A 24,731-nucleotide genomic window follows, 5' to 3' on the forward strand; every position below is an offset into this window, starting at 1 on the left:
TGCCGCGCGTTGGAATTAGTGCAGGCCTCGCCGGGCACTGCCCAGCTTCTCGCCTTCTACTTCGGGCGAGTTCAGCTTTCTTTCGGCTTCGCGTAGCCTGTCGGCCGGCGTCGGCGCGCTCCTGGCAACCATGACATAAATGATGGCGAAATACCCGGCCTGGATGACCACGGCGCAAATGATGACGCGTAGCAGGGTCGTGCCCAGCGAAACGCCGTCAATCCAGGACCAGCCGACGACGATCGCAAGAGCGAAAATCATCCCAACGATGAATTTTGGAAGCGACATACCCAACAGCCCATAAACCGGCTCGGGTTATATCCAACGATTGCCCCACCCGAGCGCCGTCCCTTGTTATGCGGGCTTGTTAAACCACCCGCCGTCGACCGGTTGCTTCCGGCCTTTCAACCTGTCGCCACTCTGACAGGTATAATTTGCAATTCTATTAAGGCGAGCAGAAGGCGGCAAGGGCAACCGCATATATTTTTGATTGAGCTTTCGCGTTCGACTCTGCCATGCTGCAATGCACACGACCGCACTTCACTCAACCTGAAGCGGCTGGCATTTTTCAGTACAATCTGTAATATTGAGTAGTATTTTATGTTAATAGTCGTGAACTTCGCACCTTTCTAAAGCACTAATATGCATCCCTCTGGGCCACAGAGAACGTCCCGCCCAAAATTCGCCCCAAAAAGGTCCGCATTTTTTCCATTTGCCCATTTATTGTCACAAATGTGCTACGTATCCTGAAAAATGTGCATTGCGAGCTTATTATTTAGTCAATTCATGACGTGACTATTTCAATGGGCTGGGAAATTGTGTGTTGCGCTGCAACATTTTTTTGGTATCGTGTGGTGAACCATTCGTTCAACGCATGGAGTTACGGCATGAGGGATATTGCCAAGTCGGCCACGGCGGACTTTTCGCAGGCTGACACCGATTTTCCGCCGCCGATCGGCGGACTCATGAAGCGAAGTTTCGATATTGTCGGTTCGCTGGCGGGACTAATCGCTCTCAGCCCGCTGTTCGTGATGATAGCGCTGCTCGTCAAATTCTCCGACGGCGGATCGGTTTTCTACGGCCACCGGCGAATCGGCCGCGGCGGCCGGGTTTTCCCGTGCCTGAAGTTCCGCACCATGGTTCCGGATGGCGACAAGGTGCTGGCCGCCTATCTGGCCACCAATCCGGAAGCCAACGCGGAGTGGATTGCGACCCGCAAGCTGAAGAACGATCCGCGCGTCACCCGCGTCGGAGCGGTGTTGAGGAAACTCAGCCTCGATGAATTGCCGCAGATCATCAACATCCTGCAGGGCGACATGAGCCTTGTCGGGCCTCGCCCCGTTGTGCGCGACGAGCTGGAAATCTACGGCAGCGCCGCGGTTTATTATCTGAAGTCGCGGCCCGGCCTGACCGGCCTGTGGCAGGTCAGCGGCCGCAACGACGTCTCCTATGACAGCCGCGTCGCGTTCGATCGCCACTATGTCGAAAACTGGTCGCTGTTCGAAGACGTTCGCATCATCATCAGGACCGTGCCGGCCGTGTGGATGTCACGCGGTTCTTACTGACCGGCCGGCCGATACCAAGCATCCGGCGGCAAGCTCATCGGGCGATGGGGCTAAAACGGATCGGAACGTTCACTTGAAGACAGACATGTTCGAAGCCTTTGGCAGCGGCCCACTCTCCGGCCGCTCGCGGCTCATGGCCACATGCCTTGCGTTGTCGCTCGCTTTTCCCCAACTCGCAACCGCCGACGAATACCATCTCGGCTCGCAGGACAAGCTCACCATCCGCATCGCGGAGTGGCAGACCGTCGAAGGCACGTTCAGGGACTGGACGGCGGTCAATGGCCAATACACGGTCGGCCCTAGCGGCACGCTGTCGGTGCCTTTCGTCGGCGAGTTGCCGGCGGCAGGCAAGACCACGGCGGAAGTAGCGGCGGCTATCGGCGAGGCGCTGCAGCGTAAGCTCGCTCTGTCGGACAAGCCCGAAGCCTCGGTCGAAATGGCGCAGTTCCGGCCGTTCTACATTTCGGGCGAAGTGCAGAACCCCGGCCAGTTTCCCTACGTGCCCGATCTGACGGTGCTGAAAGCGATCAGCGTCGCCGGCGGCATCCGGCGCAACGCCGACTACGGCCCGCAGCTCGGCAAGGACCTGGTCACCGCCAAGGGCAATTTCGACATTTCCGACGACCAGCGTGTCCGGCTGATCGTCAGGCGTGCCCGCATCGATGCCGACCTTGCGGGCAAGACGAGCTTCGAGGCACCGAAGGAGGTCGAGGGCGATCCACGGCTGCCGACCATCGTCGCCGACGAGATGACGATCCTGACGGCCGACCAAAAGGCGCTGAAGCTGAAGCTCGAGGCGCTCGACGACCTCAAGGGCGTCCTGCAGGCCGAAATCGAATCGCTGCAGAAGAAGATCGTCAACCAGCAGAAGCAGGTCGACCTTGCGCAGCAGCAGCTCGCCAGCATCGGTCCATTGGCCCAGAAGGGCCTGGTCGCCAATGCGAGACTTCTGGATTCGCAGCAGTCCGTCACCGACCTGCAGGGCAAGATCCTCGACTACGAGACAGCCATCCTCACCGCCAAGCAGGCGATCAGCAAGGCGACGCAGGACGCCATCGATGCCCAGAACACGTTGAGTTCCAGCCTCGCCGCCGACCGGCAGCAGACCGAAGCCGATCTGAACGAGGCCGCGCTGAAGGTGAATATGCAGAAAGGCCTGATAGCCCAGGCCACCGATCCCGCGACGACGGCCGCCATCACCAACGACCAGCAGCCCACCCTGCTTTATTCACTGGTGCGCAATGTGGACGGCAAGCCCAGCGAGATCGCGGCGAAGGAAGAAACGCAAGTGCTGCCCGGCGATGTGATCAAGGTCAAGCTGGCGCCGCTGGCCAGCCAATAGGCACGCCGCCTTTGGCGCGATCCGGCGCCTTCGATCCCCAATCGCAAAGACATCCAACCTCCGTCAGGCCTGCCTGGCGGAGGTTTTTGTTGGTGCGATTTTCTTTGATAGTGCGATGTTCAAGACCTTGAGATTTTCAAGACCTTGAGATTTTCAAGACCTTGAGATTTTCGGGGCCGTGAGATCTTCAGGCGGCGAAACGATCAAGCGCGCCGCCTTCGAAGGAAACCACGCGACGCGCTTTTGTCTTTTTGTTCGATGCATCGTTGCCCAAAATCGCTACGCCCTTTTGGGCAAGGTTGCGTTGGCTCACGAAGGGTCGGCAGTCGCCGGACGGCCGGCGTGCCGCGGCCATTCGGCCTCGCCCCTGTTCGCATCCGCCGGCTCGAAGGCTGGCGACCGCCGCGTGCCGGTAACGGGCAGCCGTGCCAGCTTGAAATAGCTGAAATACATCAGGAAGGAGCCCATGATGTAGGGGTTGAGTACCTCGACCTCGACGAAGGAGCGGATCAGCAGCAGCACCATCACGCCGAAGAGAACTACCGATTCGGCTTGCCACGCCTTGAAGATCACCATCGAAACGTGACCGTAAAGCGTGCGCAGCATGATCAGCGACACCATCGTCGCGCCGGTGAAGCCGAGTTCGACAAGCGCCTCGATATAGGTGTTGTGGAAATGGAAGCCGGTGCGGGTGGTGATGTAGAATTCGTTCCACAGCCGTTCGGCCTCGGCGAAGCCCTGCACCCAATAGGCGGCATAACCGACGCCGAGGATCGGCGACCGCTGAGCGGCATCCCAGCCCTGTTCCCAGAGATAGGTCCGCCCGGTGAGCGTCGAATCCTTGCCGAAGATGCCAAGCACGAAGTCCATGAGCCCAAGATTGAGCGCTACAACAGCCACCACGACGATCATGCCGGCACCGACCAGGAAGATCACGCGGCGATAGCGCCGCGACAAGAGCTTGCTCATGGCAAGCAGTGCAATCAGCGCCAGGACCGCCGGTATCGAGGCCATCGAGGTGGCGGAATGCGAGACGACCAGCACATAGGCCGATAACAGCACAACGGGCACCGTCAGGATGAAGCTGAGCCGGCCACGCCGCAGGAAGGCGAGGAACACAACCGAGAAATAGATGCCGAGCGAGCCGACAAAACCGATCTGGTTCTTGGACGCGAAGGCGCCGACGAAATTGTAGGTGCCGTCGAGGACATCCTCGGAATAGCCCCCGACCTTGAGTGAGTAGAGCAGGACGAAGAATATCCCGATCAGGGCGCCCAGCGTCAGGGTGCGCGCGCTGACGGTGCGCGCCGCGACATAGGCACAGGCAATATGGGAAAGGTACTGGATCGCCGTCCTTGCGGTGGTGCCGGGCGCCTGCGACCAGAAGACGGAGAAGCAGACATAGGCCGCGAACAGCAGTGGCAGCCAGGCGCTGGACAGCTGACGCAGGAAGCGCCGGTAGTCGACCAGGATGAGCGGAAGCCAGACGGCGTAGTAGGCCAGGATCAGCACCTGGCCGAATATGACGGAATAGGAGAACGCCCAGATTGAGACGGCAACGGCAAAGGCGCCATAGGCAGAGTTCTTTTCGGGATCGACCAGCAGGGACTTGGGAATCTTCATCTCAGAGTCCCGTCGACGCGACCCAAGCCCGGCAAGCCAGAGACCACCAAGGCCGGCAGGCCGAAAGCCGGCCGGCATATCCGCAAACAGGGGCGTACAATAAACAGCGTCTCCATTGTGCAGTGCAATATAACCTATCGCACCCCTTGCTCAATGGCAAATCCGGGGCAAATCCGGTCACCTTGTCTTACAGCCGGGCAATTGCCGAGAGATCGATGGGTCGCCTGTCCGGCAACAGCCACCTGGGATCAGGCGACAAATGGAGCGGCACGGCGCTGCTTCGGGATTGGCCCAGACGATCGTCCCACATGCCGGCTTGAACTTGCCTGCCGGCGACTTCACAGTCCACCTGGGGCGAGGCGGCCGTTGCACCGGTCACGACAGAGGAAAATCAGATGCCTATGCATTTTGCGGGACGCTTCGCCGGCCGATCGGCGGTCATCACCGGCGGGGCCTCGGGCATCGGCCTGGCGGTGGCGCAAAGGATCGTCGGCGAGGGCGGGCGCGTCAGCGTCTGGGATCGCGACCCGGCCCAGATCGAACAGGCCAAAGCCGTTGTCTCCGGCCTGCATGGCGTGACGTTGGACGTTGCCGATGCGAAGGGTGTTGAAGCCGCCACAGCGCGGACGATCGAAGCCCTTGGCGGCGTCGACATCCTGGTCACCAGTGCGGCCATTACCGGACCCAACATGACGACCTGGTCCTATTCGACGGAGGATTGGCAGAAGGTCATCGACATCAACATCAACGGCGTCTTCTACTGCAACAAGGCGCTCGTTGCGCACATGCTCGAACGCGACTATGGCCGCATCGTCAACATCGCCTCGATCGCCGGCAAGGAAGGCAATCCCAACGCCTCCGCCTACAGCACCTCGAAAGCGGCGGTAATCGGCCTGACCAAGTCGCTCGGCAAGGAATTGGCCAAGACCAAGATAACGGTCAATTGCGTGACGCCGGCGGCCGTGCGCACCGCGATCTTCAAGCAGATGAGCCAGGAGCACATCGATTTCATGCTGTCCAAGATACCGATGGCGCGCTTCGGCGAGGTCGAGGAAGTGGCGGCACTGATCTGCTGGATCGCCTCGGAAGAATGCTCGTTCACGACGGCCGCGGTGTTCGACGTCTCCGGCGGCCGCGCTACCTATTGACCAGGCGGGGACTCGCGCCTCTGCCAGATCCAACTACAATTCCGCGTGACGGAGCAACGAACGGAGCTGGACAGGCGTATAGTGGCTGACGTCCGGATGGATGGTAATGACATAACAGGGTTTGCGGGAAAGCCATGACGCGACGAGACAGCCTGGCAGGGGCGATGACCCATGGCCGCCGTGCCGATGCCGCGCGATCGGCGGGAGCCGCGACCATCTGGCCGGAGTTTGCATCGTTTGCCTGAAGCATATCCCGCCACGCTGTCCGATGACGAGCTTCTGGATCGCTATCAGCGCGCCGCCTTCGGCTATTTCCTGGAGAATGTGAACCCCGACAACGGGCTGGTCGCCGACACGTCACGGCCGAATTCGCCGGCCAGCATCGCGGTCGTCGGTTTCGCGTTGTCCTGCTATCCGATCGGCGTCGAGCGCGGCTGGATGACGCGCGAGACGGCGGTGGAGCTTACCCTTGCCGCGCTGCGTTTCTTCTCGGCCAGCCCGCAAGGCGGCGGCGACGAGGTCACCGGCCACCGGGGTTTTTACTACCACTTCCTCGATATGCGGACCGGGCTGCGCGTCTGGCGCTGCGAGCTGTCGATGGTCGATACTGCCTTGCTGATCGCCGGCTTCCTGGTGGCGAGCGCCTATTTCGCCGGCAGGGATGAGAAGGAAGCCGAAATCCGCGAGCTGGCCGAGGCGCTCTACCGGCGCGTCGACTGGCGCTGGGCGCAAGGCAGCAGTCCGACATTGCGGCAAGGCTGGAAGCCCAGGAGCGGCTTTCTGCACTATGGCTGGGAAGGCTACAACGAGGCGACGATCCTCTATGTGCTGTCGATGGCCTCGCCGGACAGCCCGACGTCGGACGACTGCTACGAAGGCTGGACGGCGACCTACCAGTGGGAAAACATCTACGGCCACGACGTGCTCTATGGCGGGCCGCTGTTCATGCACCAGTTCTCGCATGCCTGGATCGATTTCGCCGGCATCCGCGACGCCTTCATGCGCGAGAAGAATTCCGACTATTTCGAGAACAGCCGCCGTTCGACCTACCTTCACCGCGACTATGCCCAACACAATCCCTATGGCTTTGACGGCTATGGCGAGAACCTCTGGGGACTATCGGCCGGGGACGGACCGGGCGGCTTCCGCGCCAGCGTGGAGCGACGGCGTCACCGGTTTTCCGGATATGCCGCGCGCGGGGCGCCTTTCGGGCCGGATGACGGGACGATCGCGCCATGGTCCTATCCGGCGTCGCTGCCCTTCGCGCCTGACATTTGCCTGGCGGCCTTGCGCCATCTCGGCGACCGCTATCCGCAGGTGATCGACAATTTCCGGTTGCCGAGCGGCTTCAATCCGACATTGGCCAGCCGGCGAAAATTCGGCCGCAACGGTTGGATCTCGGAAGGCCATTATGGGCTGGACCAGGGCATCGTGGCGATGATGATCGAGAACCACCGTTCGCGCCTGATCTGGGAGTTGATGCGGTCCAATCCTCACATCCGCCGCGGCCTGGACAAGGCCGGCTTCACCGGCGGATGGCTGTCGCAGCTCGCAAGCCCCGAGCCTGGGGGCCGCGATGTCGCGTGAACGGACAAAAGCCGCCGCCTTCCCGGTCGACCGCAACGATGTCGAGCTGATCCAGGGCGCGCATCCGCCGCGCTGGAAGAACCCGGAGCCGGACGGTTCCTACAATCTCGTCGTCATCGGCGCCGGGCCTGCCGGACTGACCGCCGCGCGCGACGCCGCAAGCCTTGGCGCCAAGGTCGCGCTGATCGAGCGCAGGCTGATCGGCGGTGCGTGCGTCAATGTCGGCGGGGTGCCGTCGAAGTCGATCATCCGCACGGCCAGGCTCTATGCCGACATGCGCGACGCCGAGAATTTCGGCGGCGACACGCCGGAGCGTCTGCACGTCGACTTCGAACGCGCCATGATGCGGATGCGGCAGATCCGGGAGCGGATCAGCCGCGCCGATTCGGCCGCTGCCATCGCTTCGCAAGGCATCGACCTCTATTTCGGTGAGGCACGCTTCGCCGGCACGGACACGGTGGTGGTCGCCGGCAAGACGCTGCGGTTCAGAAAGGCTTTGATCGCGACAGGTGCGCATCCAAGCGGGCCGGCGATTCCGGGGCTTGCCGAGGCCGGCTATCTCGACAACGAAACCATGTTCGATCTCACGAAGTGCCCGCCACGGCTCCTGGTCATCGGCGGCGGGCCGCTCGGCTGCGAGACGGCGCAGGCCTTCTGCCTGCTCGGTGCCAAGGTCATCCTGGCGCAGAGCGATCCGATGTTCCTGCCGGGCGAGGAACGCGACGCCGCGCAAATCCTTTCGGATGCGCTGGCGCGCGAGGGGGTCGAGGTCCGGCTGAACACCGAAGTGGTGGCGGTGCGGACAAAGGGCGGCAAGAAGCTCGCCGACCTGATGCGGGACGGCGACGTGACGACCATTTCCGTCGACGAGATCATCACCGGCGTCGGCCGTTCGCCCAATGTCGACGATCTCGACCTGGAAAATGCCGGCGTGGTGTATGACGTCAACGGCATCAAGGTGGACGATTACCTGAGAACGACAAATCCGCACATCTACGCGGCGGGCGATGTGTGCCTGGAATACAAGTTCACCCATACGGCGGAAGCGACCGCCCGCATTGTCGTGCGCAATGCGCTGTTTCGCGGCCGCGAAAGGCTCAGCGACCTTGTCGTTCCCTGGTGCACCTATACCGATCCGGAGATCGCCCATGTCGGTCTCTATCCGGTGGAGGCACGCCGGAACGGCATTCCGGTCAAGACCTATACGGTGCTGATGCACGACGTCGCCCGTGCCGTTATGGACGGCGAGGAAGAGGGGTTCGTCAAGATCCATGTCAGGGAGGGATCCGACCGCATCCTCGGCGCGACGGTGGTCGCCGCCCACGCCGGCGAGATGATCAATGCGGTGACGCTCGCCATCCGGTCAGGCATGGGATTGCATGCCCTGGCCGACGTGATCCACCCCTTCCCGACGCAGGCCCAAGGCATCAAGATGGCGGGCGACGCCTACCGGCGAACGCGGTTCACCACCTTGCGCAGGCGTCTGGCGGCGCGCTGGCTGGCCTGGTCGAGGCGATGACAGCGTATGGACCAGCTTTTTCGCTGAATGTCTGCAAATACACGACCAAGTATCCCGCCCGGCGCTTGACGGCACCCAGTACGACTAAGGAAGATTGGACGCACCGTGCGACCGCGGAACACTCGGGGATGCAGCCTGCAACTGAAACGGAATATGCGATCCGGCTCTTGGCCAAGGGCTACATCTGCGTGCCGTTGTGTGCTGGGGGCAAGCATCTCGATCTCCAGGCAATGGAGTATCACCCCCTACATTTGCAGGCCCGTCGAAAGGACCTGAAAGAGTTGGCGTTCCAATCGGTTGCCTTTCATCTGTCGCAGAAGCCGCCAACCGGTGATGACATCCGGCGCTGGTTCCGTAAGTTTGCCGGAAATGTCGGAATCCTTGGAGGGTTCTCCAACCTTCTTATCTTGGATTTCGATGATGCCGCGACCTATCTGAGCTGGTCGAGCAAGCACCAGGCCCTTTTAAGTCGCACGCCGATTGCAAGATCGCCGAACGGGTTCCATGTCTATCTCAGGACGCGCGACCCGACGGCTTCGTCGAGCCTCTATGCCGGTATGCGCCGGATCGGCCACGTGAAGGCGCTTGGGGGCTATGTCGTTGGCAGCCCCTCCATGCTCAAGGATGGCTCGTCCTACAGCTGGCTGAAGGACCATTCACCATTCGATGTCGATCCGTCGCCCATCGAGGGCCTCGCTAGTCTCTCGCTTCGCGCGGTCTCGCCGTTCAAATACCACTATGACCGCATGCTGAACCGTGGCTTCTTCGAGCCCGCATGAGTATCCCGGACGGCGCGCGACCGGACATCAGCATCGTCATCCCCGCAAGGAATGCGGCCGCGACGATCGACGCGACCCTGCGCAGCCTTGTGCCGGACAGAAACCTCATCGGTGAGATCCTTCTGGTCGACGATGGATCCAACGATCAGACCGCGGCTATCTCGATCCAAAGCGCCCGCAAATATGAATTGCCGCTGCAGGTCCTCAGCATGCGGCTTGGCAGCGCCGGCGCCGCCCGCAACGCCGGTATGGCGCGTGCCAAGGGCGAGTTCCTGTTCTTCCTCGACGCCGACGACGAGGTGATCGCGGGAGGCTTGGGGCTGTTGCGTGAGGCGCTTGTGAGCAATCCCGGAGCCGGCCTGTCGATCGGATCCAGCATTCGACGCACCGCGGGCCGGCCGGATAAGCTCAAGGCTCCACATGGATATACAAGCGATCGGGCCCTGAACGCCCGACGCTACCTTCTCAATGAAGCGTGGCCGATCGCCGTGGGAAGCGCATTGGTCGCAGCCGCGGCGACGGCCGCCATCAGCTTTCCCGAAACCACCGGTCTCGATGAGGATACTTGCTATTGGGCGGCCCTGCTGGCACGCTCCGACGTGGCGACGACCCCCGCGCCGGTGCTTCTCTATCACCACGACGAAGCGAGAATGGCGCGGCGATTCGTCCAGACCCCCCGAGCCACATTTCTCGCGATCGCACTGGAACTGGACAAGCTTGCCGGTTTAGGCCTTGCTAAGGACATTCTGCAATGGAGGAAAGCCTGGATCGCGCAGCGGATTTCCAGGCAGCTCCTCAAGCACAAGCAATACAGGGCTGCGAAGCGCATGATGCGTGCCGTTCGCGCCCACAAGACCCTGGGCGGGAGTTGGAAGACATTGCAATATCATACCCGAATTCATGCCGGGGCCATTGTCGAGCGGCCTGGTCATCGGTTGGATGCCAGGAGGGACAGGGAAAGACGCACGCTGATCGTGTCGTACGACCCGGCTTCTCCGCCAACTTCAGGTTCGGATCTGAGAAACTTCCGCAATGCCGACGCAGCCGCCAGGTTCGGACCGGTGTGCCTGGTTTCGGTGAAGCCGAAGATAGCAGGGAATGCGCCTGATCCATTGATCCGCGTCGAGGGCCTTTCGATCCAGGGAGAGCCCCGCACGGCCTCGGTCGGGTGGTGGCGCACCAGGGCGGAGAATCGCATACCGCGTTCCGCCCTGACGCGGCTTGAGGCGCTCGCCCGTGAATTCCGCCCTGACACCATCATTGTCGAGGGCCTCGGCCTGTTCAAGCTGCTGCGGCCGCTGCGGCCGCTGGCGGCGCAGGTCATTCTCGACATGCACAATGTCGAGTCCGACCTTGCCGCACAGATCCGGCGTCTCAGTGCCAAGCGAACCGCGGCGGCATTCGGCGTCAGGTTCCTTGAAAGAAAAGCGCTGTCCCTTGTCGACAGGGTATGGGTCTGCTCGAACCTGGATCGCCAGAAGCTGATGAGGCTTTCCCGGCACAAGATTCCGATCCACGTGGTTCCGAACGGAATTCCGCAAGCCGGCGATGTTCCCACGGACATGCCTGCCGAGCCGTCGACCGGCAACGGCTTTCCGGTGATCGTGTTCATCGGCCATCTCGCCTATCCGCCAAACGTCGATGCCGCACAGCGATTGGCCAGTGTCATATTGCCCCGTATCCGAAACGCCCTGCCGGATGCCAGGCTTGTCCTGGCTGGACGCACGCCGAGACCGGCCGTGCAGGCACTGGCCGGATTGCCTGGTGTGGAGCTCATCGAAGATCCCGCCGACGTGGCGCCACTCTTGTCCAGCGCGCATCTCACCGTCGTCCCGCTGACGGCGGGTGGCGGCACACGCATCAAGATCCTGGAAGCAATGGCCGCGGGCGTGCCGGTGATCGCCACGCCGATCGCGGCCGAGGGCCTGGACCTGGTCGAGAATGACGAGGTGCTGCTGGCTGACACCGACGAGACGCTTGCCGAGATGGCCATCGAACTCTGTCTCGACCCCGAACGCCGGGCGCGGCAACGCCTTCGCGCGCATCACGCGGCATGGGCAAGGTTCGGCCTGCAAGCGATCCGCGACGCCGTTCGTGATGGGCTTGGACCAAACGGCCCCGCCGCATGATTCCAGCAATCCTGCACCAGACGTGGAAGACCGACCGTGTCCCCGCGCGCTTCCAGGCGTATGCCGACAGCTGGAAGCGGCACAATCCACACTGGACGGTGATGTTCTGGAGCGACCGGATGCTGCTCGACTTCGTTGCCGAGCACTACCCGGATTTCCTGCCGGTGTTCTGCACGTACCCGAACGGCGTGGAGCGGTCGGATGCAGCCCGCTACATGCTTCTGCATCATTTTGGCGGGGTCTACGCCGACATCGACTGCGAATGCGTCGCGCCCTTCGATCCGGTCATGAACGAGACCCGGATCGTGCTGTGCAAGGAGCCGGCTTCGCATTCGGCCGTCCAGCTGGAATTTCGTGGCCTGCCCTACCTCCTGTTCAACGGGACGATGGCGAGCCCGCCCGGTCATCCTTTCTGGCTGCATGTCCTGTCGATGATGCCCGGGCTCGCCGGGGCCAAGGATGTGCTCGACGCCACCGGTCCTTGCCTGCTGACCTCCGCCCAGCGCAATTACGGCGATCAGGCGGCCTTCGCCATTCATCCTTCCGACCTGTTCACGCCGGTGACGTCGGCCGGCAGCGCCGAGCGCGAGGCCGACGACGACACGACAGCGCTTTCGATCCATCACTGGGCCGGCACCTGGTGGATCCCTGAGCCGCCGCCGAAATGGACCACCAAGCTTCGCAATCGAGCCTACCGGCTTTGGTATCAGCTGACGCGTGGCGCGTATCTCGATGAGGCCGTGGCGAAAGCGGGCGTCGACAAAGCGGTCCTGTCGGCGCCGCCGCCTTCAGGCAAAAATGTCGCCGTACTGGTGCCGCTTCGCGACGCCGCCGACCTCATCCAGCCATTTCTCGATGCGCTGGAGGGGCTCGACTATCCCAAGGAGAGGATCAAGCTGGTTTTCTGCGAGGGTGACAGCCTGGATGGGAGCTGGGAGCGGCTGCAGGCCGCGACGGCGGGATTAACCGGCAAATATCGTGACATCGTCCTGCTGCAAAGGCGGGTCGGCACCAGCCTCGACCGGGCAAAACGGGCAAGGCCCAGGATGCAACGCGTGAGGCGGGGCGCGATCGCCAAGGTGCGAAATTACCTGATCGATCACGGGCTGAGCAAGGACGACGACTGGGCACTGTGGATCGACATCGACGTCTGGCGCTTTCCCGGCGATGCCCTCAACCGGCTGATCGCCACGGGACATCGCATCGCGGTGCCCAACTGCGTGAAGATCGCCGGCGGCGGCAGTTTCGACCTCAACAGCTTCATCGTAAGGCGGCAGACAAGGGATTATCGCTATTACCGCGACATCCGTGGCGGTCTCCACCAGCCTCCCGCGCAAACACCGAACCGGTATCATCTCAGCGATGTCAGGCATCTCGATATCATCGGCCTCGATGCGGTCGGCGGAACCATGCTCCTGGTCGATGCCGCCTTGCATCGCGGCGGCCTTCGCTTCCCCGAAATTCCCTACCGCGACCTGATCGAGACCGAAGCTTTTGGCGTGCTCGCCAACGATCTCGGCATCAGGCCGGTCGGCCTGCCTAAGCTGGAAATACTGCACGTGCCGTGGTGAGCCGGCAGCCCGCCGAAGTTTCTTTCCTATGGGTTCCAGATCGGCGATGGCCGCAGATGTCGCCAGGCGTCAGTCATGCAACTCCCGCGATATCGGCGGACCGACAGAATAGCCAGAGAAAGTGACCTCGAAACCTTCACGCTGCGGCGAACAGCACATCATGCCGACATCGACCGTCTTCGAGACCGGGAAATAGGCGAGCCGCACCGGCTTCCAATGCCCGTCCGAAGCATCGAGATACTGGACGCGGATCGCCTCGGCGTGGCGGGTCAGGCGGATCCTGACGCCGTCCGGGCCGGCATGAATGGCCACCAGCGACCAGTCCGACGTGTCGTTGGTGATGACGACGGAGACATAGGCGAGGCCATCCGTGTATTCGATGCCGGCCTTGATCCAGTGCGTTTCGCTCAGCCGGACCATCAGCCCGGCCTGGTCGTAGAGCACCTTGTAGTCGCCCCTGACGGTGACTTCGGCGGTGAAATCGCCCTCGACCGGCCGATGCAGGAAATGGCCGTTGTCGCGCCAGAAACCGTAGAAGGTCTCACGCCAGAAATCGGTCTCCTTGCCGGTGCGTGCATGGACGGTATCGCCGTCGATGGCGTGGTGCGGCGGCGGGTTGAGCCAGGTCAGGTCCTGCAATGCCATGGCGACGCGCCGATCCGTTTCTTGAACTGCGTGACCGCTGGCCCGACCGGCCGGCGCCGACCACCTTGCGCCCGATCAGCCTGCAAACGTGTAGGCGGTCTTCACGGTGGTGTAGAACTCCATGGCATAGCGGCCCTGTTCGCGCGGGCCGAAACTCGAGCCCTTGCGGCCGCCGAAGGGAACGTGGAAGTCGACGCCCGCCGTCGGCAGATTGACCATCACCATGCCGGCTTCGGAGTTGCGCTTGAAGTGGGTGGCGTGCTTCAGGCTCGACGTGCAGATGCCCGACGTCAGCCCGAAAGGCGTGTCGTTGGCGACGGCAAGCGCCTCGTCATAATCCTTGACACGGATGACGCTGGCGACAGGGCCAAAGATCTCCTCGCGCGAAGAGCGCATGGCATTGGTGGCCTCGGTCAGCAGCGCCGGGCGCAGGAAGAAGCCTGGCGTCTTGCGGTCGAGCCGTTCGCCGCCGAAGGCGAGGGTCGCGCCTTCCCTGACACCGATGGCGATGTAATCCTCGTCCTGCTTCAGCTGAGTGGCGTCGACGACGGGGCCGATCTGGGTCTGCGCGTCGAGCGCATCGCCGATGACCAGCTTGCCCATGCGGTCCTTGAGTGCGTCGACGAAACGATCGTGGATGGCATCGGTCACGATCAGCCTGGACGAGGCCGTGCAGCGCTGGCCGGTCGAGAAGAAGGCGCCGTTGAGCGCGCAATCGACGGCGACCGCGAGATCGGCATCGTCGAGCACGACCAGCGGGTTCTTGCCGCCCATTTCGAGCTGGAACTTGCGCATGTGCTCGACGCTGGCGGCGGCGACGCGTTTGCCCGTGCCGACCGAACCGGTGAAGGTGATGGCGTTGACATCGGGGCTGTCGAGCATGGCCTGGCCAACCACCGAGCCCTTGCCCATGACGAGGTTGAGCACGCCCTTGGGCAGGCCGGCGCGATGCAGGATGTCGACGATGGACCAGGCGCTTTCGGGAACGAGTTCCGCCGGCTTGAAGACGATGGTGTTGCCGTGGGCCAAAGCGGGCGCGATCTTCCAGGCCGGAATGGCGATCGGGAAATTCCAAGGCGTGATGATGCCGACCACGCCGACCGCTTCGCGGGTGATCTCGACGCCGACGCCCGGGCGCACGCTTGGCACCATTTCTCCGGACAGGCGCAATGTCTCGCCGGCGAAGAAATCGAATATCTGGGCGGCGCGAATGGTCTCGCCAATGCCTTCGGCCAGCGTCTTGCCCTCCTCGCGCGCCAGATTGCGGCCGATCTCGTCCTTGCGGGCCATGATCTCGTCCGCGGTCTTCTTCAGCACCGCATGGCGTGCCAGCGGACCTGAGCGGGACCATGCCGGAAACGCCGCCTTGGCCGCGGCGATTGCCTGGCCGGCCTGTTCGACGCCAGCCGAGGCATATTCGCCGACCACATCGCCGGTATCCGAGGGGTTGATGTTGCGGGAGCCGGCGTCGCCGACCCACTCGCCATCGATGAGGTTCTTGCGAAATACGTTCATGATCTTGCCTTCCCTGCCTTGGCTGCTGGCTTGGCTGCCGGCCGCGCGGCGGCATCCGTCTGAATTGGTATTTGCCAGACAATTGCCTTGCGGGAAAGCAGGCACTGGCCGAGACGCCGCGACAAAAATGCCCAAGCTTGTCTCCGCGCCGATGGTGCGGTGCATTCCGAAAACCAACCCGGCTAATATCCACGCGGCGTCATTCAGACCGGAATGAATCGCTCTGTACAGTAGTGTCCATGACCTTGATTTGGCCTGTGCGGCGTGTCATGCGTCGTGCGATGGCAGCACTCGAAACGACGATCCAACGCACCGGCGCCACCGGCAACGTCAAGGCCACTCGCGAAGACTGGCTGAAGCTTGCGCTTGAAACACTGATCTCTGATGGTGTCGAGCGCGTCCGCGTGCTGACGCTGGGCCAGCAGCTCGACGTCTCGCGCTCGAGCTTCTACTGGTATTTCAAGAGCCGGCAGGATCTTCTCGACCAGCTGCTGGACCACTGGCGGCAGACCAACACGAAATTCATCGTCGAGCGCGCCAGGCGGCCTTCCGCCACCGTGGTCCGCGGGGTGATGAGCATCTTCGAGTGCTGGGTCGACGAAAGGCTGTTCGATCCCCGGCTGGATTTCGCGATCCGAGCCTGGGCGCGTCGTTCGCCAGCAATCCGGCGCGCGCTCGACGAAGCCGACGAGGAACGCGTCAACGCCATCCGCGACATGTTCATGCGCCATGGTTATGACGAGGAGGACGCATTCGTTCGTGCCCGCATCCTCTATTTCATGCAGATCGGCTATTACTCGCTCGAACTCGACGAGCCGATGAGCAGCCGCCTGCCTCACGTCGCTTCATACTTGCGCAGCTTTACCGGCCAGGAACCCACGACCGCAGACGTCGAGGATTTCTCGCGCTATGTGGTGGAGACGATGGCACGCAAAGGTTAGCACCAGCCGTCGTGCGCAAAGCGATACCGAACTAGACATATATGTACAATGCCACTACGCTGCCCTGAGAAATCAGGCTTGTCCGCCGCACCATGACCAGACGCTATTCCGCATTATCGCTCTTCAAGGAAGGCCTGGCCGGCCAGACCGGCTGGAAGCAGGCCTGGCGCTCGCCCGAGCCGAAGCCGGCCTATGACGTGATCGTCATCGGCGGCGGCGGCCACGGGCTGGCGACGGCCTATTACCTGGCCAAGAACCACAACATCGCCCGAGTGGCCGTGCTGGAGAAAGGCTGGATCGGCGGCGGCAACACCGGCCGCAACACCACAGTGGTGCGCTCGAACTATTATTATCCCGAAAGCGTCGAACTCTACGGGCTGGCGCACCGGCTCTATGAGGGGCTATCCAAGGATTTGAACTACAACGTCATGCTGTCGCAGCGCGGCATGGTCAATCTCTGCCACTCGACGGCCGAGATGGAGATCGGCGCGCGCACCGCAAACGCCATGCAGATCAACGGCATCGATGCCGAGCTTTTCTCGCCTCAGGATGTAAGGCGCGTGGCGCCGATCTACAATTTCTCGGCCGATGCGCGTTTCCCCGTGTTCGGCGGCATCTGGCAAGGTCGGGCCGGCACGGCGCGTCATGACGCGGTTGCCTGGGGCTATGCGCGCGCCGCGAGCCGGCTCGGTGTCGATATCATCCAGAACTGCGAGATCACCGATTTCATCATCGAAGGCGGCCGCTGCCGCGGTATCCAGACGACGCGTGGCGTCATCCGTGCCGAGCGCATCGGCATGGCCGTGGCCGGGCATTCCTCGGTGCTGGCGGCCAAGGCCGGGTTCCGGCTGCCTGTTAATTCCTATGCGCTGCAGGCCTGCGTTTCCGAGCCGGTCAAGCCGATCCTCGACACCGTGGTGCTGTCACCCGGCTGCGGCGTCTATGTCAGCCAGTCGGACAAGGGTGAGATCGTCATCGGCGGCGGGCTCGACCGTATTCCTTCATATGCACAGCGCGGCAATCTGCCGACGCTGGAAACCGTCATCGCCGGGCTGCTGGAGATGTTTCCGATCTTCGGCCAGTTGAAGCTGATGCGGCAATGGGCCGGCATTGTCGACGTCGTGCCGGATTCGTCGCCGATCATCGGGGAATCGCCGCTGCCGGGCCTGTTCCTCAATTGCGGCTGGGGCACCGGCGGCTTCAAGGCTATTCCCGCTGGCGGCACGCTGCTGGCGAACCTGCTGGCGACCGGCAAGCACAACGACATCAGCCGCCCGTTCGACCTCGACCGCTTCGCCAGCGGACGACTGATCGACGAGGCGGCCGGCTCCGGCATCGCGCATTAGAGGCAATCATGCAGCTTTTCCCTTGCCCGTTCTGCGGCCCGCGCGAAGAGACCGAATTCCACTATGGCGGCGATGCCGGCAATGTCCGGCCGGATGATGCCGAGGTGCCGATCGAGCGCTGGGCCGATTACCTCTATTTGCGCAGCAATCCGAAGGGCACGGCGCGCGAGATCTGGGTTCACGTGAGTTGCGGCGAGTTCTTCGTCATGGAACGTGACACCGTCTCGCACAAGGTGCTGTCCTCGGCCGCGCTTGGCGGGGAGCACAGGGCGTGACCGCCTCGCGTCTTGCCACCGGCGGCAGCGCCATCGACCGCTCGCGCCCGATCCGCTTCAGCTTCGACGGCACGACCGTGCAGGGCTTTGCCGGCGACACCATCGCCTCGGCGCTGCTGGCCGGCGATGTCGCGGTGGTCGGCCGCAGCTTCAAGTATCATAGGCCACGCGGCATCTGGGGTGCGGGCGTCGAAGAGCCGAACGCGCTGGTCGATGTCGGCGGCGCGACGCCGAACACGCGGGCCACGACCGAGCCGGCGCGCGACGGGCTGGTGGCGAAAAGCGTCAACGCGACGCCCAATGCGCTGGCCGACCGCAACGCCTTTCTCGACCGCTTTTCGCGCTTCATTCCGGCCGCGTTCTACTACAAGACCTTCATGTGGCCGGACTGGCACATGTTCGAGCCGCGCATCCGTGCCATGGCCGGATTGGGCAAGGTCGACGCGAGCTGGGCCTCGCCCGGCATGGCGGACCAGATCAACCACCATTGCGACGTGCTGGTGGTCGGTGCCGGACCGGCAGGCCTGGCGGCGGCCAGGCTGGCCGCCGGTTCGGGCCAATCCGTGGTGCTTGTCGATGACCAACTCCGGGCTGGCGGATCGCTCGGCCATCGCGCCGGAGAGATCGACGGGAAATCGGCGACCGAGTGGGTCGATGAGACGGTTGCGGACCTAGCTGCCAACGGCCACCTGATCCTGCCCTGGACCACCGCCTTCGGCATCTACGACCACAATCTGGTCGGGCTGAACCAGCGCCATCTCGACGGCCAGCCGGACACGCTGTGGCGGGTAAGGCCACGCCGGGTCGTGCTGGCGACGGGCGCCATCGAGCGGCCGCTGCCCTTCGCCAACAATGATCTGCCGGGTATCCTGTCGGCCGATGCGGCGCTCGCCTATCTCAGGCGCCATGCGGTGCTGGTCGGCCGGCGCATCGTTGTCGCGACCAACAATGATAGCGCCTACGAGGTTGCCGAGGCAGTCGCGGAGGCCGGCGCCGACGTCACGCTTGTCGACATCAGGCGCGACGGCATGCCCGCCACGCCTGCCAGTGTGCGGGTGCTCAAAGGGCGGGCGCTTGCCTCGGCAAGCGGCAAGCTTCGCGTCGAAGGCGTGACGCTGGACGACGGCAGCAGGCTCGATGCCGATTGCGTGCTGGTCTCGGGCGGCTGGACGCCGACCATTCATCTGTTCGGTCAGGCCAGGGGCAAGCTCGCCTGGAGCGAGGCGCGCGCCGCCTTCCTGCCGGGCGACCCGGTCGACGGCATTTCCGTCGTCGGGGCAGCCGCTGGCGCGGTTTGCCTGTCGGATGTGTTCGCCGGCGTCGCGGACGCCTTCCCGGGCAAGGGAAGTGCTGCAACACCGCTCAGCACCGGACCAGAGGCGACTGGCGGCATAGTAGCGGCATGGCCGATGCCGGGCTCGAAAGGGCGCATCTGGATCGACTACCAGAACGACGTGACGGCGAAGGACGTCGAGCTGGCGGCACGCGAAAACTTCGTTTCGGTAGAACACCTCAAGCGCTACACCACGCTCGGCATGGCGACGGACCAGGGCAAGACCTCCAACCTGCCCGGGCTGGCGCTGATGGCAGGCATTACCGGTCGCACGGTGCCGGAGGTCGGCACCACCACGTATCGCCCGCCGTTCACGCCGGTGCCGCTGGCAAGCTTTGCTGGCGCGCGCGTTGGCGAGCTGATGGCGCCGGTGCGCCGGCTTCCGCTGGAAAACGTCCACCGTGCCAGCGGCGCCGTCTTCCAGGAATATGGCGGCTGGCTGCGCCCGGCCCATTATGGCGGCCGCGACGCCGATGCAGATCGCGCCATCCAGGATGAGGCGCGGCGTGCCCGCCAGTCGGTGGCATTGTTCGACGGTTCGACGCTCGGCAAGATCGAGGTGATCGGACCGCAGGCGGCCGCGTTCGTCGACTTCCTCTATTACAACACCATGTCGACGCTGAAGCCCGGCCGCTGCCGCTACGGCTTCATGCTGTCGGAGAACGGCGTGGTCTTCGATGACGGCGTGCTGGTGCGGCTGGACGAGCATCGATTCGTCGTCTCGTGCTCGTCCTCGCATGTTGCCGCCGTGCACGCCCGGCTGGAGGAATGGCGCCAGGACCGTTTCGGCCGCGACGCCGTCTACATCCACAACGCCACATCGGAAATGGCGACGCTGACCGTTTCGGGTCCGAACGCACGAAAGCTGCTGGAAAAGCTGGATCTCGGCCTCTCGCTCGACGATGCCGACCTGCCGCATATGGCGGTCGGCCATGGCCGCTATGGCGGCGACCAGGTTCGCATCTCCCGTGTCAGCTTCACCGGCGACAGAAGCTACGAAATCTCGATCCGAGCCGATCGTGCCGAACCGCTATGGGCGCATCTGCGTCAGGCCGGCCAGGCGCTCGACGCCGTCGTCATCGGCCTCGAAGCGTTGATGATCCTGCGGGCCGAGAAAGGCTTTATCGTCATCGGCAAGGACACTGACGGCACCACGCTGCCGCATGATCTCGGCAGCGAAGGCCCCCGCGCCAAGCGCAAGACCGAATATGTCGGCCGCCGCTCGCTGTTCACCGAGGAGGCGTCGCGCGGTAACCGTTTGCAGCTTGTCGGCTTGTCGGTGCCGTCTGGTGAAGCGCCATTGCCCACAGGCGCGCACGGCATCGACCGTCGCGACGGCAAGCTGAAAAGCCTGGGCTTTGTCACGTCAAGTTATCAGAGTCCGACGCTTGGCCACCCCATCGCGCTTGGCCTGATCGAGCGTGGCGCAACGCGTCATGGCGAGACGATCGAAATCCAGCATCTCGGCAAGATCAGGACGGCGACGATCGCCGCCCCTTGCGCCTTCGATCCGGCAGGAGAGCGGCTCAATGCGTGATCTCGCGGAGAAATGGTCCAGCGTGCCGGACTGGCCGGCGGCAATGATTACGACACCTGGCCTGGCGGTGCGCACGGTCACGGGCCTCGACCAGACGCTGGTCAGCGGCGACCTCGATGCCTGGGCGCGTCTATCCGGCGTGAAGGCGGATGGCGTGGGTGTCTTTGGCGCGGCGCAGGGCGAGCGCTATGCCGCGCGGCTGGCCCGCGACCGGCTGCTCGTGGTGTCGAACGCACCGCTTGCCATCGCGGCGGGCTGGCACAAGGAAGGGTTCGCGGTGACGGAGATCAGCACCGGCCTGCAACTGTTCGAAATCGAAGGCGTGGGGCTCGATGCTTTCATCGCACGCGGCACGACGCTCGACCCCAGGCAGCCAAGTGCCAGTGCAGCACTTTCCTTCGCCGGCATCAGCGCCATCGTCTATCGCCATGGAAGCAAGCTGCGCATCCATGTCGACCGCGGTCTTGCCTGCTATCTCTGGACGTGGATGGAGCAAGCCGCGAGCCATATCGCGGAAGCTAGCCAGCCATGATCACGCTCAGAGCGTGAACGACCAGAACAGGCAGGCCAGCATCGCGGCGGCGAAGACCACGAAGAACAGGCTGCGCAGCAGCACATTGCGGCGCAGCTCGTTCATGACGAAGTGACAGCCGACGACGGCGACGGCAAACAGGAACCGCCAGTTCAATAATGCCAGCAGGGCGCTGCCCTGCCCGAAGGCCCATCTGGCAAGAAGGCCGCCGACAATGGTGGCAAGCAGCACGATCACCGTCCAGAAGATCGCGTCGGCGGCATGGGTCAGCACGATGCTGGCCGCACGGATCGGCAGGATCATCATCAGCAGCGCGCTGAAGAAGTAGACGGCGGCCAGCGGAATGAACGTTCCGGCATCGGCAATGCCGTCGAGGCGCCTGACGCCGATCGCCCCATAGGGATAGCCGTGCCTGGCCACCGCCAGGCTCAACGCCATGAGCAAGGCGGTCAGCACCGCGACCAGCGCGAAGGATATGAGGGCTTTGCTCATGATGTTCCTGTCCCAGACGAATCAGACAGGAACGTTGTAGCCGGCGGTCGTAAACTGCGGGTAAGCGAGCTTACCCCGGACGCCGATTTCGACCTCGGTGCAAGCCGATGACGAGAGGCTATTCGGCGGCGACCCTGCCCGCCGAGCGGTTCGCCAGCACGAAGCCGACCTCGTCCACGGCCTGCGCGGCGCGCTTCAGGATCGCCTCGGAGCGCAGCACGCCGTCGGTGAAATCCTTGTCGGTGGCGTAGACGGCGGTCGGCAGGGTGAAGGCCTCGAAGAAGCCGAACAGCGGCCGAAGCTGATGCTCGACGATCAAGGCGTGGCGCTCGCCGCCGCCGGTCGCGGTCAGAAGGATGGGCTTGCCGCGCAACGCGGCTGGATCGATGAGGTCGAAGAAGTGCTTGAACAGGCCGGTGTAGCTGCCCTTGTAGGTCGGCGAACCGACCACCAGCACATCCGCGGAGAGGATCTGGGCCAGGATCGGTTGCGCCTGGCTGTCGAGGTCGCGTGCCCACCTTGCCGTGCCCAGCGATGGGCCGACATCCTCGATGTCATAGGTGCTGGCCGACAGGCCGTGGCGCGCGGCAATGTCCCTTGCGACGAAATCGACGAAGGCGCGTGTCTTTGACGGCCGGGTGATGTTGCCGGAAAAGCCGACGACTGTTGGATTTGACATGGCGGTGGGCCTCTTGATGGTCGAAGTTTTTACTAAAGCGGGCTTTCGCCTGCCGATGGAAATCAGCTCCAGGCGTGCAGCGGCGGATTTTCACCGTTGAGAAAATATTTGCCGAGGATCGAATATTTCCAGCGCACCGGATCGTGCAGCGTGTGCGTGCGGGCGTTGCGCCAATGGCGGTCGAGATTGTGCTCGGCCAGCGTCGAGCGCGTGCCGGCGAGTTCGAACAGCTTGTTCGTCGCGGCAATGGCGATCTCGGTCGACAGGATCTTGGCCTCGGCGGTGACGATCTGCGCATGCGCGACCGTCTCGGCGGTCGGCTCGATCACGGCGCGGTCGATCGCATGGCCGGCCTTTTCGAGCAGCGCCTGTGCCGCGTGCAGGCGCAGCGTCAGGTCGCCGATCGCCTGGATGGTGTAGGGATCGTCCCAGGCATTGTCGACGCCGCTGTCGATCCAGGCGCGGCTTCTGGTCCTGACGAAGTGAACCGTCTCGTCGATCGCCGCCTGGGCGATGCCGGTGTCCACCGCCACCTGGATGATCTGGAAGATGGCGCCGTCGGCGGTCGGCCTGTCGTAGCCCTTGTAGCCGGGCACCAGAAAAGTCTTCGGCACCTTGACGTTGTCGATGATCACGGTGCCGGAGAGCGTCGTGCGCTGGCCGAAGCTCGACCAGTCGTCGATGACCGTCAGGCCGGGCGCGCCACGGTCGGCAATCGCATACCAGGCGCGGCCCTCGTCATCGAGCGCCACGATCGGCACCAGATGGGCAAGCAGCGCGCCGGAGGAATAGAATTTGCGGCCATTGACGACCACATGGTCGCCGGCATCGGTGAAGCGGGTCTCGAAATCGGCGGCACGTTTGGAACCGAACTCGGAGAAGGCGTTGCCGAACCGCGTGCCTTTCAACGCCTCACCAAAGAGCAGTTTCTGCTGTTCGGCGTCCGACACGGTGCGGATGGCGGCAATGACACCGAGATGGTTCTGAGCCACCTGGCCGATGGAGGAATCCGCCGCCGAGATGATTTCGATCACCTTGGCCAGCGTCGCGTAGGACACTTCCGGCCCGCCGAATGCCCTGGGCACATTGATCGACCAGAGGCCGCTCTGCGAAAAGGCGTCGAGTTCGGCAACCGGCCAGATCCGCTCGCGGTCGCGCCTGGAGGAGTCCTTGGCGAATTCGGCGGCGAGTGCGTGGGCGATGGCGATCGCTTCGGCGTCATCCTTGATGATGTGGGCTGGCCCCGATGGCCTTGCAACGGGCGGCACGGCGGCGGAGGCATGGTCTGTCTTGACGGTCGAGACGGTCATTTCACTGCTCCTTCGAATTTCGTTTCAGGCGACGGCATGGAGATGGGCTGTTTTGGTAGCCGCTGACGGCTGTTGCCCGGAGGTCGATTGACCGAGATAGAAGGCGCGCACATCCTCGCGCTGGCGAAGCTCTGCAGCCGGGCCAGAGAGGACGGAGACACCGTTTTCGAGCACCGTGGCATGGTCGGCATATCTGAGCGCGACCGCGGAATTCTGCTCGGCCACCAGGATCGACAGGCCGGTCTCGCGATTGAGTTTTCTCAGCGTCTGGAAGATGTCCTGGACGATGAGCGGGGCAAGCCCCATCGACGGTTCGTCGAGGACGAGCAGGCGCGGCCGCGACATCAGCGCCCGGCCAATCGCGGTCATCTGCTGCTCCCCGCCGGAGGTCAGTCCGGACAGTGTCCGGCGCTTTTCCCTGAGGCGGGGGAAATAGCCGTAGATGCGTTCGAGGTCGACGTTGATTTCGGCGCGACGACCGCTGCGGCCGATGCCGCCGGCGACCAGGTTTTCCTCGACGGTGAGGCTCTTGAAGCAGTGGCGGCCTTCCAGCACCGGCACCAGGCCGGCGCGCACCAGATCGCCCGGCTTGCGGCGCGCGACATCCGAACCGTCATAGCGGATAGTGCCGGCATTGACTTGGCCGCGCTCGGCCGGCAGCAGGTTCGAGACCGCCTTCAGCGTGGTGGTCTTGCCTGCACCATTGGCACCGAGCAGCGCCAGTATCTCGCCGCGCCTGATCTCGAAGCTGACGCCGTGCAGCGCCGTGATGGCGTGGTTGTAGGTCGCGTGGACCGCATTCACGGCAAGAATGACGTCATTGTCCGGCATGGGCTCTTCTTCCCTGGTCCGCGGAACGAAAG

General features: G+C 63.5%; 22 protein-coding genes. 13 read left to right on the forward strand and 9 right to left on the reverse strand.

Annotated elements, in window-relative coordinates; genetic code table 11:
- Positions 1–15 precede the first annotated feature (15 nt).
- Positions 16–288, reverse strand: coding sequence for a hypothetical protein (locus FJ978_RS04195; RefSeq protein ID WP_031249634.1), 273 nt, complete (start codon positions 286–288; stop codon positions 16–18).
- Between the two features lie 599 nt (positions 289–887).
- Between FJ978_RS04195 and FJ978_RS04200 the strand changes: the two genes are divergently transcribed.
- Together FJ978_RS04200 and FJ978_RS04205 are read left to right on the forward strand one after the other, a co-directional pair.
- Entirely contained in the window at positions 888–1,565 is a 678-nt protein-coding gene (locus FJ978_RS04200) for a sugar transferase (protein WP_140570488.1), read from the forward strand.
- Positions 1,566–1,650: 85 nt separating this feature from the next.
- Positions 1,651–2,907 (forward strand): polysaccharide biosynthesis/export family protein, encoded by a 1,257-nt coding sequence (locus FJ978_RS04205; protein WP_181176654.1) that lies wholly within the window; start codon positions 1,651–1,653, stop codon positions 2,905–2,907.
- A gap of 187 nt (positions 2,908–3,094) precedes the next feature.
- On the opposite strand, the gene FJ978_RS33370 is transcribed toward FJ978_RS04205, so the two are convergent.
- Positions 3,095–3,220 (reverse strand): hypothetical protein, encoded by a 126-nt coding sequence (locus FJ978_RS33370; protein ID WP_281405981.1) that lies wholly within the window; start codon positions 3,218–3,220, stop codon positions 3,095–3,097.
- Positions 3,217–4,530: an O-antigen ligase gene (locus tag FJ978_RS04210; RefSeq protein ID WP_140570492.1), complete on the reverse strand. Its 1,314-nt coding sequence runs from the start codon at positions 4,528–4,530 to the stop codon at positions 3,217–3,219. The genes FJ978_RS33370 and FJ978_RS04210 overlap by 4 nt, the downstream gene beginning before the upstream one ends.
- A 395-nt stretch (positions 4,531–4,925) precedes the next feature.
- Between FJ978_RS04210 and FJ978_RS04215 the strand changes: the two genes are divergently transcribed.
- The 6 genes from FJ978_RS04215 (at position 4,926) to FJ978_RS04240 (ending at position 13,263) form a co-directional block, all read left to right on the forward strand.
- Positions 4,926–5,678, forward strand: a complete 753-nt coding sequence (locus tag FJ978_RS04215; protein ID WP_140570494.1) for an SDR family NAD(P)-dependent oxidoreductase — start codon at positions 4,926–4,928, stop codon at positions 5,676–5,678.
- A gap of 237 nt (positions 5,679–5,915) precedes the next feature.
- Entirely contained in the window at positions 5,916–7,265 is a 1,350-nt protein-coding gene (locus FJ978_RS04220) for a glucoamylase family protein (protein WP_140570496.1), read from the forward strand.
- Positions 7,255–8,784, forward strand: coding sequence for a mercuric reductase (locus tag FJ978_RS04225; RefSeq protein ID WP_140570498.1), 1,530 nt, complete (start codon positions 7,255–7,257; stop codon positions 8,782–8,784). The genes FJ978_RS04220 and FJ978_RS04225 overlap by 11 nt, the downstream gene beginning before the upstream one ends.
- A 128-nt stretch (positions 8,785–8,912) precedes the next feature.
- Entirely contained in the window at positions 8,913–9,563 is a 651-nt protein-coding gene (locus FJ978_RS04230; protein ID WP_140570500.1) for a bifunctional DNA primase/polymerase, read from the forward strand.
- Positions 9,560–11,692 (forward strand): glycosyltransferase, encoded by a 2,133-nt coding sequence (locus FJ978_RS04235; RefSeq protein ID WP_140570502.1) that lies wholly within the window; start codon positions 9,560–9,562, stop codon positions 11,690–11,692. Before FJ978_RS04230 ends, FJ978_RS04235 begins: the two co-directional genes overlap by 4 nt.
- Positions 11,689–13,263, forward strand: coding sequence for a glycosyltransferase (locus tag FJ978_RS04240; RefSeq protein WP_140570504.1), 1,575 nt, complete (start codon positions 11,689–11,691; stop codon positions 13,261–13,263). The genes FJ978_RS04235 and FJ978_RS04240 overlap by 4 nt, the downstream gene beginning before the upstream one ends.
- Before the next feature lie 69 nt (positions 13,264–13,332).
- Here FJ978_RS04240 and FJ978_RS04245 read toward each other — a convergent pair whose 3' ends face one another.
- Positions 13,333–13,908, reverse strand: a complete 576-nt coding sequence (locus tag FJ978_RS04245) for a DUF1349 domain-containing protein (protein ID WP_140570506.1) — start codon at positions 13,906–13,908, stop codon at positions 13,333–13,335.
- A gap of 75 nt (positions 13,909–13,983) precedes the next feature.
- Positions 13,984–15,423, reverse strand: a complete 1,440-nt coding sequence (locus FJ978_RS04250) for an aldehyde dehydrogenase family protein (RefSeq protein WP_013891505.1) — start codon at positions 15,421–15,423, stop codon at positions 13,984–13,986.
- A 281-nt stretch (positions 15,424–15,704) separates the two neighbouring features.
- Between FJ978_RS04250 and FJ978_RS04255 the strand changes: the two genes are divergently transcribed.
- The 5 genes from FJ978_RS04255 to FJ978_RS04275 all read left to right on the forward strand — a co-directional run bounded on the left by FJ978_RS04255 (position 15,705) and on the right by FJ978_RS04275 (position 21,387).
- A complete protein-coding gene (locus FJ978_RS04255; protein ID WP_041163957.1) occupies positions 15,705–16,364 on the forward strand; it encodes a TetR/AcrR family transcriptional regulator in 660 nt (219 codons plus the stop codon).
- A gap of 92 nt (positions 16,365–16,456) precedes the next feature.
- Positions 16,457–17,710 (forward strand): sarcosine oxidase subunit beta family protein, encoded by a 1,254-nt coding sequence (locus FJ978_RS04260; protein ID WP_140570508.1) that lies wholly within the window; start codon positions 16,457–16,459, stop codon positions 17,708–17,710.
- An 8-nt stretch (positions 17,711–17,718) separates the two neighbouring features.
- Positions 17,719–17,985, forward strand: coding sequence for a sarcosine oxidase subunit delta (locus tag FJ978_RS04265; RefSeq protein WP_140570510.1), 267 nt, complete (start codon positions 17,719–17,721; stop codon positions 17,983–17,985).
- Positions 17,982–20,855 carry a sarcosine oxidase subunit alpha family protein gene (locus FJ978_RS04270; protein WP_140570512.1) on the forward strand — a complete coding sequence of 958 codons (2,874 nt, stop codon included), beginning with the start codon at positions 17,982–17,984 and terminating at the stop codon, positions 20,853–20,855. Before FJ978_RS04265 ends, FJ978_RS04270 begins: the two co-directional genes overlap by 4 nt.
- Positions 20,848–21,387, forward strand: coding sequence for a hypothetical protein (locus tag FJ978_RS04275; protein WP_140570514.1), 540 nt, complete (start codon positions 20,848–20,850; stop codon positions 21,385–21,387). Before FJ978_RS04270 ends, FJ978_RS04275 begins: the two co-directional genes overlap by 8 nt.
- A gap of 6 nt (positions 21,388–21,393) precedes the next feature.
- On the opposite strand, the gene FJ978_RS04280 is transcribed toward FJ978_RS04275, so the two are convergent.
- The 4 genes from FJ978_RS04280 to FJ978_RS04295 form a co-directional block, all read right to left on the reverse strand.
- Positions 21,394–21,879, reverse strand: a complete 486-nt coding sequence (locus FJ978_RS04280) for a hypothetical protein (RefSeq protein WP_013891511.1) — start codon at positions 21,877–21,879, stop codon at positions 21,394–21,396.
- 118 nt (positions 21,880–21,997) lie between these two features.
- Positions 21,998–22,558 carry an FMN reductase gene (gene msuE, locus FJ978_RS04285; RefSeq protein ID WP_013891512.1) on the reverse strand — a complete coding sequence of 187 codons (561 nt, stop codon included), beginning with the start codon at positions 22,556–22,558 and terminating at the stop codon, positions 21,998–22,000.
- Between the two features lie 62 nt (positions 22,559–22,620).
- A complete protein-coding gene (locus FJ978_RS04290; RefSeq protein WP_140570516.1) occupies positions 22,621–23,868 on the reverse strand; it encodes an SfnB family sulfur acquisition oxidoreductase in 1,248 nt (415 codons plus the stop codon).
- 24 nt (positions 23,869–23,892) lie between these two features.
- A complete protein-coding gene (locus FJ978_RS04295; RefSeq protein WP_181176653.1) occupies positions 23,893–24,699 on the reverse strand; it encodes an ABC transporter ATP-binding protein in 807 nt (268 codons plus the stop codon).
- Positions 24,700–24,731 lie beyond the last annotated feature (32 nt).

The organism is Mesorhizobium sp. B1-1-7 (assembly GCF_006442705.1).
Classification (GTDB): Bacteria; Pseudomonadota; Alphaproteobacteria; order Rhizobiales; family Rhizobiaceae; genus Mesorhizobium; species Mesorhizobium opportunistum.